The 13,348-nt window shown below is 70.5% G+C and carries 12 protein-coding genes; 5 read left to right on the top strand and 7 right to left on the bottom strand.

Annotated features, from left to right (window positions below; all coding sequences use genetic code 11):
- Window positions 1-19 precede the first annotated feature (19 nt).
- From ACIQGV_RS23780 to ACIQGV_RS23770, 3 genes are all read left to right on the top strand, one after another.
- On the top strand, window positions 20-1,021 hold the full coding sequence (locus ACIQGV_RS23780) for a TerC/Alx family metal homeostasis membrane protein (RefSeq protein ID WP_402497170.1): 1,002 nt from the start codon (window positions 20-22) through the stop codon (window positions 1,019-1,021).
- Window positions 1,022-1,152: 131 nt separating this feature from the next.
- Window positions 1,153-1,452 (top strand): hypothetical protein, encoded by a 300-nt coding sequence (locus ACIQGV_RS23775; protein ID WP_402497168.1) that lies wholly within the window; start codon window positions 1,153-1,155, stop codon window positions 1,450-1,452.
- Between the two features lie 98 nt (window positions 1,453-1,550).
- Complete coding sequence (locus tag ACIQGV_RS23770; RefSeq protein WP_402497167.1) at window positions 1,551-2,651, top strand: calcium:proton antiporter; 1,101 nt, start codon at window positions 1,551-1,553, stop codon at window positions 2,649-2,651.
- A 26-nt stretch (window positions 2,652-2,677) separates the two neighbouring features.
- On the opposite strand, the gene ACIQGV_RS23765 is transcribed toward ACIQGV_RS23770, so the two are convergent.
- Together ACIQGV_RS23765 and ACIQGV_RS23760 are read right to left on the bottom strand one after the other, a co-directional pair.
- Window positions 2,678-3,988 carry an MFS transporter gene (locus ACIQGV_RS23765; RefSeq protein ID WP_402497166.1) on the bottom strand — a complete coding sequence of 437 codons (1,311 nt, stop codon included), beginning with the start codon at window positions 3,986-3,988 and terminating at the stop codon, window positions 2,678-2,680.
- 62 nt (window positions 3,989-4,050) lie between these two features.
- Entirely contained in the window at window positions 4,051-5,097 is a 1,047-nt protein-coding gene (locus ACIQGV_RS23760) for a S66 peptidase family protein (protein WP_402497164.1), read from the bottom strand.
- A 103-nt stretch (window positions 5,098-5,200) separates the two neighbouring features.
- On the opposite strand from ACIQGV_RS23760, the gene aroQ reads away from it, so the two are divergent.
- A complete protein-coding gene (gene aroQ, locus ACIQGV_RS23755) occupies window positions 5,201-5,674 on the top strand; it encodes a type II 3-dehydroquinate dehydratase (protein ID WP_402497163.1) in 474 nt (157 codons plus the stop codon).
- 67 nt (window positions 5,675-5,741) lie between these two features.
- Here aroQ and ACIQGV_RS23750 read toward each other — a convergent pair whose 3' ends face one another.
- The 5 genes from ACIQGV_RS23750 to ACIQGV_RS23730 all read right to left on the bottom strand — a co-directional run bounded on the left by ACIQGV_RS23750 (window position 5,742) and on the right by ACIQGV_RS23730 (window position 10,062).
- Window positions 5,742-6,470, bottom strand: a complete 729-nt coding sequence (locus ACIQGV_RS23750; protein ID WP_402497616.1) for an amino acid ABC transporter ATP-binding protein — start codon at window positions 6,468-6,470, stop codon at window positions 5,742-5,744.
- Window positions 6,471-6,493: 23 nt separating this feature from the next.
- On the bottom strand, window positions 6,494-7,408 hold the full coding sequence (locus ACIQGV_RS23745) for an amino acid ABC transporter permease (RefSeq protein ID WP_402497161.1): 915 nt from the start codon (window positions 7,406-7,408) through the stop codon (window positions 6,494-6,496).
- Window positions 7,405-8,277, bottom strand: coding sequence for an ABC transporter substrate-binding protein (locus tag ACIQGV_RS23740; RefSeq protein WP_402497160.1), 873 nt, complete (start codon window positions 8,275-8,277; stop codon window positions 7,405-7,407). Before ACIQGV_RS23740 ends, ACIQGV_RS23745 begins: the two co-directional genes overlap by 4 nt.
- A gap of 312 nt (window positions 8,278-8,589) precedes the next feature.
- Window positions 8,590-9,246, bottom strand: coding sequence for an MBL fold metallo-hydrolase (locus tag ACIQGV_RS23735; protein ID WP_402497159.1), 657 nt, complete (start codon window positions 9,244-9,246; stop codon window positions 8,590-8,592).
- A gap of 129 nt (window positions 9,247-9,375) precedes the next feature.
- Entirely contained in the window at window positions 9,376-10,062 is a 687-nt protein-coding gene (locus tag ACIQGV_RS23730) for a maleylpyruvate isomerase family mycothiol-dependent enzyme (protein ID WP_402497158.1), read from the bottom strand.
- Window positions 10,063-10,284: 222 nt separating this feature from the next.
- On the opposite strand from ACIQGV_RS23730, the gene uvrA reads away from it, so the two are divergent.
- The gene (gene uvrA / locus ACIQGV_RS23725) at window positions 10,285-13,320 is read left to right on the top strand and encodes an excinuclease ABC subunit UvrA (protein WP_402497157.1); all 3,036 of its coding nucleotides are present in this window, start codon (window positions 10,285-10,287) and stop codon (window positions 13,318-13,320) included.
- The last annotated feature ends 28 nt before the right edge of the window (window positions 13,321-13,348 follow it).

The raw sequence follows: 13,348 nt of genomic DNA, 5'->3' as shown, positions 1-13,348 counted from the left end.
ACGTACTGCCGGAGGCGCAGTGGATGTTTCCGTGACCCTTTGGGTCCTGACGATCGTGGGCCTCGCCGCCCTGATCGCGGTCGATTTCTTCATCGGCCGCAAGCCCCATGACGTGTCGATCAAGGAAGCCGGAATCTGGACGGTCGTCTGGATCGCCCTGGCCGGCCTCTTCGGTCTCGGCCTGCTGATCTTCGGCGGAGGCCAGCCCTCCGGCGAGTTCTTCGCCGGCTTCATCACCGAGAAGTCGCTCAGCGTCGACAATCTCTTCGTCTTCGTGCTGATCATGGCGAAGTTCGCGGTGCCCTCGCAGTACCAGCAGCGAGTGCTCCTGGTGGGTGTGCTGATAGCCCTGGTCCTGCGGGCGATCTTCATCGCCGCGGGAGCCGCGATCCTCGCCAGCTTCGCCTGGGTGTTCTACCTCTTCGGCGCCTTCCTGATCTGGACGGCCTGGAAGCTCATCCAGGAGGCCCGCTCGGACGAGGACGACGAGGAGTTCGAGGAGAACAAGCTGCTCAAGGCGGCCGAGCGCCGCTTCGGTGTCGCCGACCGCTACCACGGCACCAAGCTGTGGATCCAGGAGAACGGCAAGCGGGTCATGACCCCGATGCTGGTGGTGATGCTCGCCATCGGCACCACCGACGTGCTGTTCGCCCTCGACTCGATCCCCGCGATCTTCGGCCTGACGCAGGACCCGTACATCGTCTTCACCGCCAACGCGTTCGCGCTGATGGGCCTGCGGCAGCTGTACTTCCTCATCGGCGGCCTGCTGAAGAAGCTGGTCCACCTGTCGTACGGCCTGTCGGTCATCCTGGGCTTCATCGGCGTCAAGCTCGTGCTGCACGCGCTGCACGAGTCCGGTGTCCATGTCCCGGAGATCAGCATCCCGGTCTCGCTCGGTGTGATCTGCGCCGTCCTGATCGTCACCACCGTCACCAGCCTGATGGCGTCGAAGAAGCAGGCGGCGGCCGAGGCGGCGCACGCCGACGGCGAAGGCGCTCCGAAGGACAGCGTCGGGGCCTGACCGTGTCCGCCGTACGAAGAACCAGCACCGGGAGGGAGCCGTGTCGCATTGCCGAGCGCCCCTCCCGGTGCTTGCTCGGGTGCTGTGCGCGCTCCCGGACCGGGAGACGCCATGGCCGCCTGGAGGCATCCATGAAGTTCGTGCAGATCATCGGCTTCGAGACCGACCGTCTGGACGAGATGGAGCGGCTGCTCCAGGAGACCGCGCAGCACATGGGCGACAAGCAGGGCGGCCCGGCCCGCCGCACGCTCCTGAAGGACCGCGACAACCCCAACCGCCACTACACCCTCATCGAGTTCGATTCGTACGAGGAGGCCATGCGCAACAGTGACGACCCGGAGACCACCAAGGTCTCCGAACAGCCGGCTGCGCTCGGCACCGGCCGCCGCTTCGTCGACTGCGGTCTGCCGGACGCGCGCGACCTCGGATAGAGACGCGCACAGCGGGCCACGCAGCACCGTGCGTCCCGCGGACGGCCACCCCATCCGGCCGGAATGCGGGGCCCGTCCACCTCTGGGAGGATCACCGCATGATCGTCAGGCTCCAGTCGCTCGTCACTCGCTGGACCTCTCTCGTGCCGGTGCTCGCGGTGATCCTCCTGATCTTCACCTGGGGCCGAGATCTGCCGGGACCGGTGGTGGCGGTGGTGACCGTGGTCCTCGCCGCCGCCGTCCTCGCCGCCGTCCACCATGCCGAGGTGGTGGCGCACCGGGTCGGTGAACCCTTCGGCTCGCTGGTCCTCGCCATCGCCGTGACGATCATCGAGGTGGCGCTCATCGTCACGCTCATGGTGGACGGCGGTGACAAGAGCGCGACCCTGGCCAGGGACACCGTCTTCGCCGCCGTGATGATCACCTGCAACGGCATCGTCGGCCTGTGCCTGCTCGTGTCCTCGCTCCGTCACGGCACCGCGGTGTTCAACTCGGAGGGGACCGGCGCGGCCCTGGCGACCGTCGCGACCCTCGCCACGCTCAGTCTGGTGCTGCCGACCTTCACCACGAGCAAGCCCGGACCCGAGTTCTCCACCGTGCAACTGACCTTCGCCGCGCTGTCGTCGTTGATCCTGTACGGACTGTTCGTGGCGACCCAGACGGTGCGCCACCGCGACTACTTCCTGCCGATCACCCGGCAGGGCGATGTGATCACCTCGGAGGACCACGCCTCGGCGCCGACCTCGCGCACCGCGCTGATCAGCCTCGGACTGCTCGGTCTGGCCCTGGTCGGAGTCGTCGGACTGGCCAAGGGAGTGTCACCGACCATCGAGGACGGTGTGGAGGCGGCCGGGCTCCACCACGCCGTCGTGGGTGTGATCATCGCGATGCTGGTGCTGCTGCCCGAGACCATCGCCGCGTTGCGCTCCGCCCGCCGGGACCGGGTCCAGACCAGCCTCAACCTCGCCCTGGGCTCCGCCATGGCCAGCATCGGTCTGACCATCCCCGCGGTCGCCCTGGCGACGATCTGGCTCTCCGGGCCGCTCGTCCTCGGCCTCAGCGCCATCCACATGGTGCTGCTCGCCCTGACCATCGTGGTGGGCTCGCTGACGGTCGTACCGGGCCGGGCGACACCCCTCCAGGGCGGTGTGCACCTGGTGATCTTCGCGGCGTACCTGGAACTGGCGGTCAACCCCTAGGAACACCCGGGATCCTCTGCGGCGTCTCAGCCCGCGGCCGCCTCTGCGCGTGCCGCCTCGACGCGTGCCGGCCGGGTCTCCGGCAGCAGCGCGAAGCAGACGAGGCTCAGCAGCGCGATACCCGTCAGATACGCGGCGACGCCCCACGGCACGCGGCCGCCCTGCTCGGCGAGGGCCGTCGCCACGATCGGCGTGAGCGCGCCGCCGAGCACCCCGCCGAGGTTGTATCCGACGGCCGCACCGGTGCAGCGCACCCGCGGCTCGTACAGTTCCGGCAGATACGCCGCGACGACGGCGAACATGGCGATGAACGACAGCAGTGCGCCCAGGAAGCCGAGGAACATCAGCAGCGGTTCCCCGGTCGACAGCAGCGCCACCATCGGAAACATCCACAGAGCGGCCGCGGTGCAGCCGGCCAGGCACATCGGCCGCCGGCCGTAGCGGTCGCCGAGCAGAGCCGCCGCCGGGGTGAGCGCCCCCTTCACGACCACGGCGGCCATGATGCAGGTCAGCATGACGGTACGGCTCACGCCGAGCCGTTCGGTGGCGTAGGCGAGGGACCACGTCGTCACGGCGTAGAAGATCGCGTAGCCGACCGCGAGGCCGCCGGCCGTCAGCAGCACCAGCCGCCAGTGGTCGCGCAGCACCTCGGCGAGCGGCATCCGCGCGTGGTCGTCGATCTCCAGGAAGCGGGGGCTCTCGGCGAGCGAGGAGCGCAGCCACAGCCCCGCCAGCGCCAGCACCCCGGCCGCCCAGAACGGCACCCGCCAGCCCCACTGCGTGAACTGTGCCTCGGACAGCGAGGCGGCCAGCGCCAGCGTCAGCCCGTTGGCCAGCACGAAGCCCACCGCGGGCCCGACCTGCGGGAAACTCGACCACAGGGCACGCCGTTCCGCGGGAGCGTGCTCGGCGGTCAGCAGGACCGCCCCGCCCCACTCCCCGCCCAGGCCCAGCCCCTGCAGAAAACGCAGCATCAGCAGCAGGACGGGCGCGGCCACGCCGATCGTGTCGTACGCCGGGACGCAGCCGACCGCGACGGTCGAGGCGCCGGTCAGCAGCAGGGAGGCGACGAGGACCGGCCGTCTGCCGTGCCGGTCCCCGATGTGCCCGAACAGCACCGATCCCAGCGGCCGCGCGACGAAGCCCACGCCGAAGGTCCCGAACGCGGCGAGCGTGCCCGCCACCGGCGAGAACGTCGGGAAGAACAGCGGACCCAGGACGAGCGCCGCCGCCGTCCCGTAGACGAAGAAGTCGTAGAACTCGATGGCCGTCCCGGCGAGCGAGGCGACCGCGAGCCGCAGCATGCCGGGTGCCCTCACTGTGCGTACGTCGTGCATGCCGCGTCAACTACCCACGGTGATCGCGGGTTACGGGGGCGTGCGGTGGTGCGGCACGCGCCTCAGTACGTGACGGTGATGCGCCCGGCGGGTCCGTCGACGCGGATCAGGCCGCCGTAGGGGAGGACCAGCTGCGGGTCGGTGTGACCGAAGTCCACGTCGAAGACGATCAGGGTGTCGGGGGCGTACACCCGCATGGCGCGCAGTACGGCCTCCCGCTGCTCCTGCGCGTAACGAGCGGCCGCTTCGGGGGTGTTGGGCTTCTCGAAGGACCATGTCTTCGCCCGGCCCATCAGCAGGGCCGAGAAGGGGCTCAGCAGTCCGCGCTCGCCCATGTTGCGCAGGATGCGGAAGACCTCCTCGCCGCTCGGCATCTCCTCCGACGTCTCCAGAAGGAGAACGCCGCCCTCGTACCACGCCGGGTCCGGCGCGATCTCCCGGTCGGCCATCAGCAGCCAGGCGAGGATCTCCAGACAGCCGCCCCAGCTGCGGCCCTCCACCACGCGGTCGGCGTTCACCCAGGTCCAGCCGTCGCCGGGCCGCATCGCGGGCTCCGACTCGAAGGTCGCCGGGTCCGCCCAGTCGCGGTTCACGTCGTTCCAGTGCCCGGCGGGCCTCAGCTCGTAGGGGCCGGAGGTGAACAGCGCCGCGCGCAGCGACTCCGCGGTCAGCGGGTTCATCGCGCCGGGGCGGCCCAGCTCGCACATCACGCTCGCGCCGTGATAGCCGACGATGCCGGTGTTGTACAGGTAGGCCAGCAGGTTGGTGTTGTCGCTGAGTCCGATGAACGGCTTCGGGTTGGCCCGGATCAGCTCCCGGTCCAGCAGCGGCAGCACCGTGATCTGGTCGTCTCCGCCGATCGACGCGATGACCGCCTTGACGTCCGGGTCCGCGAAGGCGGCGTGGACGTCGTCCGCACGCTCCTGGGGTGTGGAGCCCATCTTCCGGGTCGCCGGGTACTCGACCGGTTCGAGGCCGAACTCCTTGCGCAGCCGCTCCAGTCCGAGTTCGTAGGGCTGCGGGAAGAGTCCCGGCAGCCCCGCGCCGGGAGAGATGACGGCTATGCGGTCGCCCGGTGAGGGCTTGGGGGGATAGACGGGTGTGGTCATGACGGGATGCTAGGGGTGGCCGCGGGCCCGTCGCACCGTGATAAACCGGGTGCGAACAGCGGCTCCCGGCGGGCCGCCCCACCCGAAAGGACCGGAGGAAGCTGTGCCCCGCACCCTGGCCGACGCCCCGATCATGATCTTGAACGGCCCCAACCTGAATCTGCTCGGGCAGCGCCAGCCGGAGATCTACGGCTCCGACACGCTCGCCGACGTGGAGGCCATGTGCGCCGAGGCGGCGGCCGCGCACGGCGGCACGGTCGACTTCCGCCAGTCCAACCACGAGGGAGAACTGGTCGACTGGATCCACGAGGCCCGGCTCGGTCATTGCGGCATCGTGATCAACCCCGGTGCCTATTCGCACACCTCGGTCGCGATCCTGGACGCGCTCAACACCTGCGACGGCATGCCGGTGCTGGAGGTGCACATCTCCAACATCCACCGGCGCGAGTCGTTCCGTCACCACTCCTACGTGTCGCTGCGGGCCGACGGTGTCATCGCGGGCTGCGGGGTGCAGGGGTACGTGTTCGGCGTCGAGCGCGTCGCGCGGCTGGCCGGGACCGGGCGGGCCGCGACCTGACCCGGCGGGGCCGGTCCCGGGCCGGTCCTGCCCGGAGGTAAGCCCCGCTGTCCATGGGCGCAGCCCCTTACAGCCGCCCCGACTCCACGATCCGTCGCAGGAACCGCCGGGTGCGTTCCTGCTGCGGATCGCCGAGGACCTGCTCGGCGCCGCCGCGCTCCAGGACGACGCCCGCGTCCAGGAAGCAGACCTGGTCGGCCACCTCCCGCGCGAACGCCATCTCGTGCGTGGCCAGCAGCATCGTCATGCCCTCGTCCTTCAAGCCGCGCACCACGGAGAGCACTTCACCGACCAGCTCGGGGTCGAGCGCCGCGGTGATCTCGTCGAGCAGCAGCAGCCGGGGCCGTACGGCCAGGGCGCGCACGATCGCCGCACGCTGCTGCTGGCCGCCGCTGAGCCGGTCCGGATACTCCCGGGCCTTCCCGCCCAGTCCGAGCCGCTCCAGCAGCTCTCCGGCGCGTTCCTCGGCCTGTTTGCGCGGCACGCCGTGCACCCGGCGCGGGGCGAGGGTGATGTTGTCCAGGACCGTCATGTGCGGGAAGAGGTTGTACGCCTGGAAGACCACGCCGATACGGCGCCGCACCGCGTCCTGGTCGACGCGCGGGCCGGTGATCTCCTCGTCGTCCAGCCAGATCGCCCCGTCGTCGATCTCCTCCAGCAGGTTGGCGCACTTCAGCAGCGTGGACTTGCCGGAACCGGAGGCCCCGATCAGCGCGGTGACGGTGTGCGGGGCCACCTCCAGGCCGACGTCCCGCAGGACGACCGTCCCGCCGAAGGTCTTGCGCACGGACTTCATGCGCAGCACGGGTGCGGTGTCGTTCACAGAGCGCCTCCCTGGGCGCGGCGGCGGTCCGTCCGGGCCGTGACCCAGTCGGTGAGGCGGGTCATCGGGATGGTCAGCGCCACGAAGACGAGGCCCGCGACGATGTACGGCGTGTAGTTGAGGCTGCGGCCCGCGATGATGTCCGCCGCCCGCACGGCGTCCACCGCGCCGCCGATGGACACCAGCCCGGTGTCCTTCTGCAGCGACACCAGGTCGTTCAGCAGGGGTGGCACCTGGCGGCGTACGGCCTGGGGGAGCACCACATGGCGCAGCGCCTGACGGCTGCTGAGGCCCAGCGAGCGGGCCGCCGCCCGCTGGGAGGGGTGCACGGACTCGATGCCCGCGCGGAACACCTCGGCCACGTACGCGGAGTACGTCAGCGTCAGCGCGGCACCGCCGAGCACGACCGGGTCCACGGTCACGCCCTGAAGCCGCAGGGCGGGCACGCCGAGCACCACGATCATCAGGTTGATGATCAGCGGAAGCCCGCGGAAGAAGTCCGTGTAGGCGGCGGCCAGGGCGCGCAGCGGGAAGAACACCGGGCCGCGCAGCGTGCGGGCGACGGCGATCAGCATGCCGAGGACCAGGACGGCGGCGCCGCAGACCAGCAGCAGCCGCACGTTCAGCCACAGCCCTTCGAGGACCTCGGGGAACGCCTCGCGCGCGTAGTCCCCGTCGAAGAACGTCTCCTTGGTGCGCGGCCAGCCGGGCGCGTTCACCACGACCAGGTAGAGGGCGGCGGCCGTGACCAGGGTCGACAGCGCGGCGATCCCCGTGGCGCGGCGCGCGCGGACCCGCTTGTGGCGTTCGCGCTCCAGGCGGCGCGATGAGGGGACGTAGGCGTCGTCGGCCTCGGGCGTCCCGCCGTCGTCGGGGCTCTCCCGGCCCGTCTCGCCCTCGGTGACCGTCACTTCAGCACCGGCGCGTCGACGGCGTCGGAGAGCCACTCCTGCTCGATGCGGGCCAGGGTGCCGTCCTCGCGCAGGGCGTCGACGGCGTCCGACACGCACGCGGTGAGGACGCTGCCCTTGTCGAGGACGAGACCGAACTGCTCGGGCGCCGCTCCCCGGTTCTCGAACTGGCCGACGATCCGGGCGTCCGTCACCTCGGCCGCGGTGATGTAGAAGGCGGTCGGCAGGTCGACCACGATGGCGTCGACCTGGCCGTTCTTCAGCGCTGACTTGGCCTGGTCGTTCCTGGCGAACGCGGCGGCCGCCCGCTCGGGCCGCACCACGTCGGCGATGTAGTCGAGGCTGGTGGTGCCGACCTGGGCACCCAGCCTGGACTTCCTGAGGTCGGCGACGGTCTTCGCCTTCACGGCGTCGGAGTCCTTCAGCGCGACGACGGCCTGGCGCACGTCGTAGTAGCCGGAGGAGAAGTCGACGGCCTTCCTGCGCTCGTCGCTGACGGACACCTGGTTGATGTCGAAGTCGAAGGTCTTCTCACCCGGCGCGAACGCCTTGTTGAAGGGAACGGACCGCCAGACGACGGCGCTCCTGCCGTAACCGAGGCGCTCCGCCACGGCATAGGCGACCGCCGACTCGAAGCCCTTGCCGTTCGCCGGTTCGTCGTCCTTGAACCAGGGTTCGTAGGCGGGCTCGTCGGTGGCGATCGTCAGCCTGCCCGGCGTCTCGGTGGCCAGCTCGCCCTTCGCGCAGGTACCGGTGGACGGCCCCGACGCCGTCCCCTCCGGCTGCGGGGCACAGCCGACGGCGGCGGCGAGGAGGACGGTGGTCGCGGCGGTGACGGCGCGGCGCAGGGCGCCGGGGGCGAGAAACATGGCGGGAGAGTGGCAGCGAACCGCACCGTTGTCGAGGTCGCACCGTCACCTGTCCGCATGGTGGGAGCGGGTGTTGCGATCACATGAACAGTGCGTGCGACGCCCCGTGGACGGCCCGCCCGGGCCGCCGGCCAAGGGGGAACCGGAGGGCGGCGGTCCCTTCCGCGCGGGCGCCGTCGTCCCGTGCGGGGCCGCGCCCGGCCGACCGCGCGGCGTTCCGCACCGGGAGCACCTGTGCGCGCCCTCGGCGCGTGCACTGCGGTCCGCACGCAACACGCGCCGTACGTCATGAGCAAGCCCGCGCGGGGGAGTTCACCACCCGCGCGCGTGCCACTCCGGCAGGTGCGGGCGCTCGGCGCCGAGCGTGGTGTCGTTGCCGTGGCCGGGGTAGACCCAGGTCTCGTCGGGGAGCACGTCGAAGATCTTCGTCTCCACGTCGCGGATGAGACTGGCGAACGCCACCGGGTCCTTGCGGGTGTTGCCGACCCCGCCGGGGAACAGACAGTCCCCGGTGAACACGTGCGGGTGACCGTGCGGGTCGTCGTAGACGAGGGCGATCGAACCGGGCGTGTGTCCCACGAGGTGGCGCGCGGTCAGCTCCACGCGGCCCACGCGGACGGTGTCGCCGTCGTCGACCGGCACGTCGGTCGGTACGGGGATGCCCTCGGCGTCGTCCCGGCCGGCGTAGGTGCGCGCGCCGGTGGCCGCGACGACCTCGGCGAGCGCCTGCCAGTGGTCCCCGTGCTGGTGGGTGGTGACGACGGAGGCGATCCCGTCGTCACCGATCATGCCGAGCAGGGCGCGCGCGTCTGCGGCCGCGTCGATCAGCAGCTGCTCGTCCGTGGCCCGGCAGCGCAGCAGATAGGCGTTGTTGTCCATCGGGCCGACCGCGATCTTGGTGATCATCAGGTCCTTGAGCTCGTGCACATCCGCCGGGCCGCCGACCGTCACCTGTCCCCTGTACGTCATGGCGGAAGCCTATCGCCGGGAGACCGGAGCGGGCCTGTCGTCGGCCTTCGGCGGCGGGAGCGCCGAAGCCGGCGGGAGGCGTCCGCGCGGAGGCGGGCGGGGGAGGCGTCCGCGCGGGCGGAGGGCCGGCTACAGAGGCGGCAGCGCCGGCAGGGTGCCGCCGTCCGCCGACAGGGACGCGCCGTCCCGGCGTCCGGCGAGCCAGCCCAGCAGGTCCGCGGGGGTGCCCGTGACCGTGACCTCGGGCCGGTCGGCCTCCCGGCCGGTGCTCCACGCGCGCGTGCCGTCGGTGAGGCGGGTCGCGGGGACGTCGGGGTGGCCCGAGAACCGGTCGGCGAGGAAGTCGATCTCCCGCTCCGTGAACTCCGCCGGCACATCCTCCAGCTCGTAGCCGATCCCGAGATCCACATGGTGCAGCTCGACCTCGACCCAGCGCCGGAAGGGCACACGGGACGCCGTGTCCGTCACGCCGTTGCGCAGTTCCACGGTGCGCGACCAGTCGGCGGGGGCGTCGCCCGTCGCCAGGAACCGGGCAGCGCTCTCGCGGACGTCCGTGACCTGCGCGTCCAGGGGGCGCGGGGCGTCCCGCTCGATGTCCGCGTCGCGGGCCTCGGCGGAGGCGTACATGGGGCGGCCCTCCAGGACGTTCACGAGGGCGTCCGCGTTGCGCGCGAGGTGGGCGAGCACATGGCCGCGGCTCCAGCCCGGCAGGCGTGACGGTTCGGCCACGGCTGCGTTGTCCATCTTGGCGACCGCGGTGAGGAGCTGTTCGGTCGCTTCCCGTACACGGGCCAGGTCATGTGCGTGATCACTCATGGAACCGACCTTAGTCGCGCCACTCCTTCGGGTGAAGGAGTCGGATCGTGCCCGTAAATCGAATGTGCGTGCTATATGGTCGGTGTCGGCGTCGGGCATGCTGGAAGGCCGGGGATTGTTGACAACCGGTGAATCCGACCGGCGTTGTCAGTGGCTCCCCCTAGTCTGATGAAGACGGGGGCCCCGCCCCTGTCACTTCTCTCAAGAAAGGTGCGGACCGGCGTGGCCGACCGTCTCATCGTCCGTGGCGCGCGCGAGCACAACCTGAAGAATGTCTCGCTCGACCTGCCTCGGGACTCGCTCATCGTCTTCACGGGCCTGTCCGGGTCGGGCAAGTCCTCCCTGGCCTTCGACACGATCTTCGCCGAGGGGCAGCGCCGCTACGTGGAGTCGCTCTCCTCGTACGCCCGCCAGTTCCTCGGGCAGATGGACAAGCCGGACGTCGACTTCATCGAAGGTCTCTCCCCGGCTGTCTCGATCGACCAGAAGTCGACCTCGCGCAACCCCCGCTCCACGGTCGGCACGATCACCGAGGTCTACGACTACCTGCGGCTGCTCTTCGCCCGCATCGGCAAGCCGCACTGTCCCGAGTGCGGCCGCCCCATCGCGCGCCAGTCGCCGCAGGCCATCGTCGACAAGGTGCTGGAGCTGCCGGAGGGCAGCCGTTTCCAGGTGCTGTCGCCGCTGGTGCGCGAGCGCAAGGGCGAGTTCGTCGACCTCTTCGCGGACCTCCAGACCAAGGGCTACTCCCGTGCGCGCGTGGACGGGCAGACGATCCAGCTGTCCGAGCCGCCCACGCTGAAGAAGCAGGAGAAGCACACCATCGAGGTGGTCGTCGACCGCCTCACCGTCAAGGACTCCGCCAAGCGCCGCCTGACCGACTCCGTCGAGACCGCCCTCGGCCTGTCCGGCGGCATGGTCGTGCTCGACTTCGTCGACCTCCCCGAGGACGACCCCGAGCGCGAGCGCATGTACTCGGAGCATCTGTACTGCCCGTACGACGATCTGTCCTTCGAGGAGCTGGAGCCCCGCTCCTTCTCCTTCAACTCGCCCTTCGGCGCCTGCCCCGAGTGCACCGGCATCGGCACACGCATGGAGGTCGACCCCGAGCTGATCGTCCCGGACGAGGACAAGTCCCTCGACGAGGGCGCCATCCACCCCTGGTCGCACGGGCACACCAAGGACTACTTCAGCCGCCTGATCGGCGCCCTCGCGGACGCCCTCGGCTTCCGCACCGACATCCCCTTCGCGGGGTTGCCGCAGCGCGCCAGGAAGGCACTGCTCCACGGCCACAAGACCCAGATCGAGGTCCGCTACCGCAACCGGTACGGCCGCGAGCGGGTGTACACGACCCCGTTCGAGGGCGCCGTGCCCTTCGTCAAGCGCCGGCACAGCGAGGCCGAGTCCGACGCCAGCCGGGAGCGCTTCGAGGGCTACATGCGCGAGGTGCCCTGCCCCACCTGTGAGGGCACCCGGCTGAAGCCGCTCGTCCTCGCGGTGACGATCATGGAGAGGTCGATCGCCGAGGTCGCCGCCATGTCCATCAGCGACTGCGCGGACTTCCTGGGCGAGCTGAGGCTCAACGCCCGCGACAAGAAGATCGCCGAGCGGGTGCTGAAGGAGGTCAACGAACGGCTGCGGTTCCTGGTCGACGTCGGCCTGGACTATCTGTCGCTGAACCGCGCGGCCGGCACCCTCTCCGGCGGTGAGGCCCAGCGCATCCGTCTGGCCACCCAGATCGGCTCCGGCCTCGTCGGCGTGCTCTACGTCCTCGACGAGCCGTCCATCGGCCTGCACCAGCGCGACAACCACCGGCTGATCGAGACCCTGGTCCGGCTGCGCGACATGGGCAACACGCTCATCGTCGTCGAGCACGACGAGGACACCATCAAGGTCGCCGACTGGATCGTCGACATCGGCCCCGGCGCCGGTGAGCACGGCGGCAAGGTCGTGCACAGCGGCTCCCTGAAGGAACTGCTCGCCAACGACGAGTCGCAGACCGGCCAGTACCTGTCGGGCAGGAAGTCCATCCCGCTGCCCGACATCCGCCGCCCGCGCGACCCGGGGCGGCAGCTCACCGTGCACGGGGCCCGGGAGAACAACCTCCAGGACATCGACGTCTCCTTCCCGCTCGGCGTGTTCACGGCCGTCACCGGCGTGTCCGGCTCCGGCAAGTCGACGCTGGTCAACGACATCCTCTACACGCACCTGGCCCGCGAACTGAACGGCGCACGCAATGTGCCGGGCCGCCACACGCGCGTGGAAGGGGACGACCTCGTCGACAAGGTCGTCCACGTCGACCAGTCGCCCATCGGCCGCACCCCGCGCTCCAACCCGGCGACCTACACCGGCGTCTTCGACCACATCCGCAAGCTGTTCGCGGAGACGACCGAGGCGAAGGTCCGCGGCTACCTGCCCGGCCGCTTCTCCTTCAACGTCAAGGGCGGCCGCTGCGAGAACTGCGCCGGTGACGGCACGATCAAGATCGAGATGAACTTCCTCCCGGACGTCTACGTCCCGTGCGAGGTCTGCCACGGGGCCCGGTACAACCGGGAGACCCTGGAGGTCCACTACAAGGGCAAGTCCATCGCCGAGGTCCTGAACATGCCGATCGAGGAGGCGATGCACTTCTTCGAGGCGGTCCCGGCGATCTCCCGCCACCTGAAGACCCTCAACGACGTGGGTCTCGGCTACGTCCGCCTCGGCCAGTCCGCGACCACCCTGTCCGGCGGCGAGGCGCAGCGCGTCAAGCTCGCCAGCGAGCTGCAGAAGCGTTCCACGGGGCGCACCGTCTATGTCCTGGACGAGCCGACCACCGGCCTGCACTTCGAGGACATCAGCAAGCTGCTGAAGGTCCTCGGCGGCCTCGTCGACAAGGGCAACACGGTCATCGTCATCGAGCACAACCTCGACGTGATCAAGACCGCGGACTGGGTCGTCGACATGGGACCCGAGGGCGGTGCGGGCGGTGGTCTGGTCGTCGCCGAGGGCACGCCGGAGGAGGTCGCCGGGGTACCGGCGAGCCACACCGGCAAGTTCCTGCGGGAGATCCTCGGCGCGGACCGGATCAGTGACGCCGCGCCGGTGAGGGCCCCGCGCAAGACGGCGGCCAGGACCGTCGCGGCCAGGTCCACGGCGAAGAAGGCCGCCACGGCCAGGACGAGCGGGGCCGCCGACAGCACGGCGGCCAAGAAGGCCGCCGCGGCGACGAAGAAGGCCGCGCCCGCGAAGAAGACGACGAGGGCACGCAAAGCCTGAGCCGACAGCCGACAGCCGACAGCTCGGC

The sequence above is a fragment of the Streptomyces sp. NPDC093094 genome, assembly GCF_044754345.1.
In the GTDB taxonomy this organism is placed as follows: domain Bacteria; phylum Actinomycetota; class Actinomycetes; order Streptomycetales; family Streptomycetaceae; genus Streptomyces.
The sequence above is the reverse complement of the archived record's forward strand: the minus strand, read 5'-3'. Positions and strand labels throughout refer to the sequence as shown.

What these genes read in the sequence shown, in the direction of transcription:
- ACIQGV_RS23775 (WP_402497168.1), top strand. Translation starts at nt 1,153, where the DNA reads ATGAAGTTCGTGCAGATCATCGGCTTCGAGACCGACCGTCTGGACGAG.
- ACIQGV_RS23770 (WP_402497167.1), top strand. Translation starts at nt 1,551, where the DNA reads ATGATCGTCAGGCTCCAGTCGCTCGTCACTCGCTGGACCTCTCTCGTG.
- ACIQGV_RS23760 (WP_402497164.1), bottom strand. Translation starts at nt 5,097, where the DNA reads ATGACCACACCCGTCTATCCCCCCAAGCCCTCACCGGGCGACCGCATA.
- ACIQGV_RS23730 (WP_402497158.1), bottom strand. Translation starts at nt 10,062, where the DNA reads ATGAGTGATCACGCACATGACCTGGCCCGTGTACGGGAAGCGACCGAA.
- ACIQGV_RS23765 (WP_402497166.1), bottom strand. Translation starts at nt 3,988, where the DNA reads ATGCACGACGTACGCACAGTGAGGGCACCCGGCATGCTGCGGCTCGCG.
- ACIQGV_RS23740 (WP_402497160.1), bottom strand. Translation starts at nt 8,277, where the DNA reads ATGTTTCTCGCCCCCGGCGCCCTGCGCCGCGCCGTCACCGCCGCGACC.
- ACIQGV_RS23750 (WP_402497616.1), bottom strand. Translation starts at nt 6,470, where the DNA reads ATGAAGTCCGTGCGCAAGACCTTCGGCGGGACGGTCGTCCTGCGGGAC.
- ACIQGV_RS23735 (WP_402497159.1), bottom strand. Translation starts at nt 9,246, where the DNA reads ATGACGTACAGGGGACAGGTGACGGTCGGCGGCCCGGCGGATGTGCAC.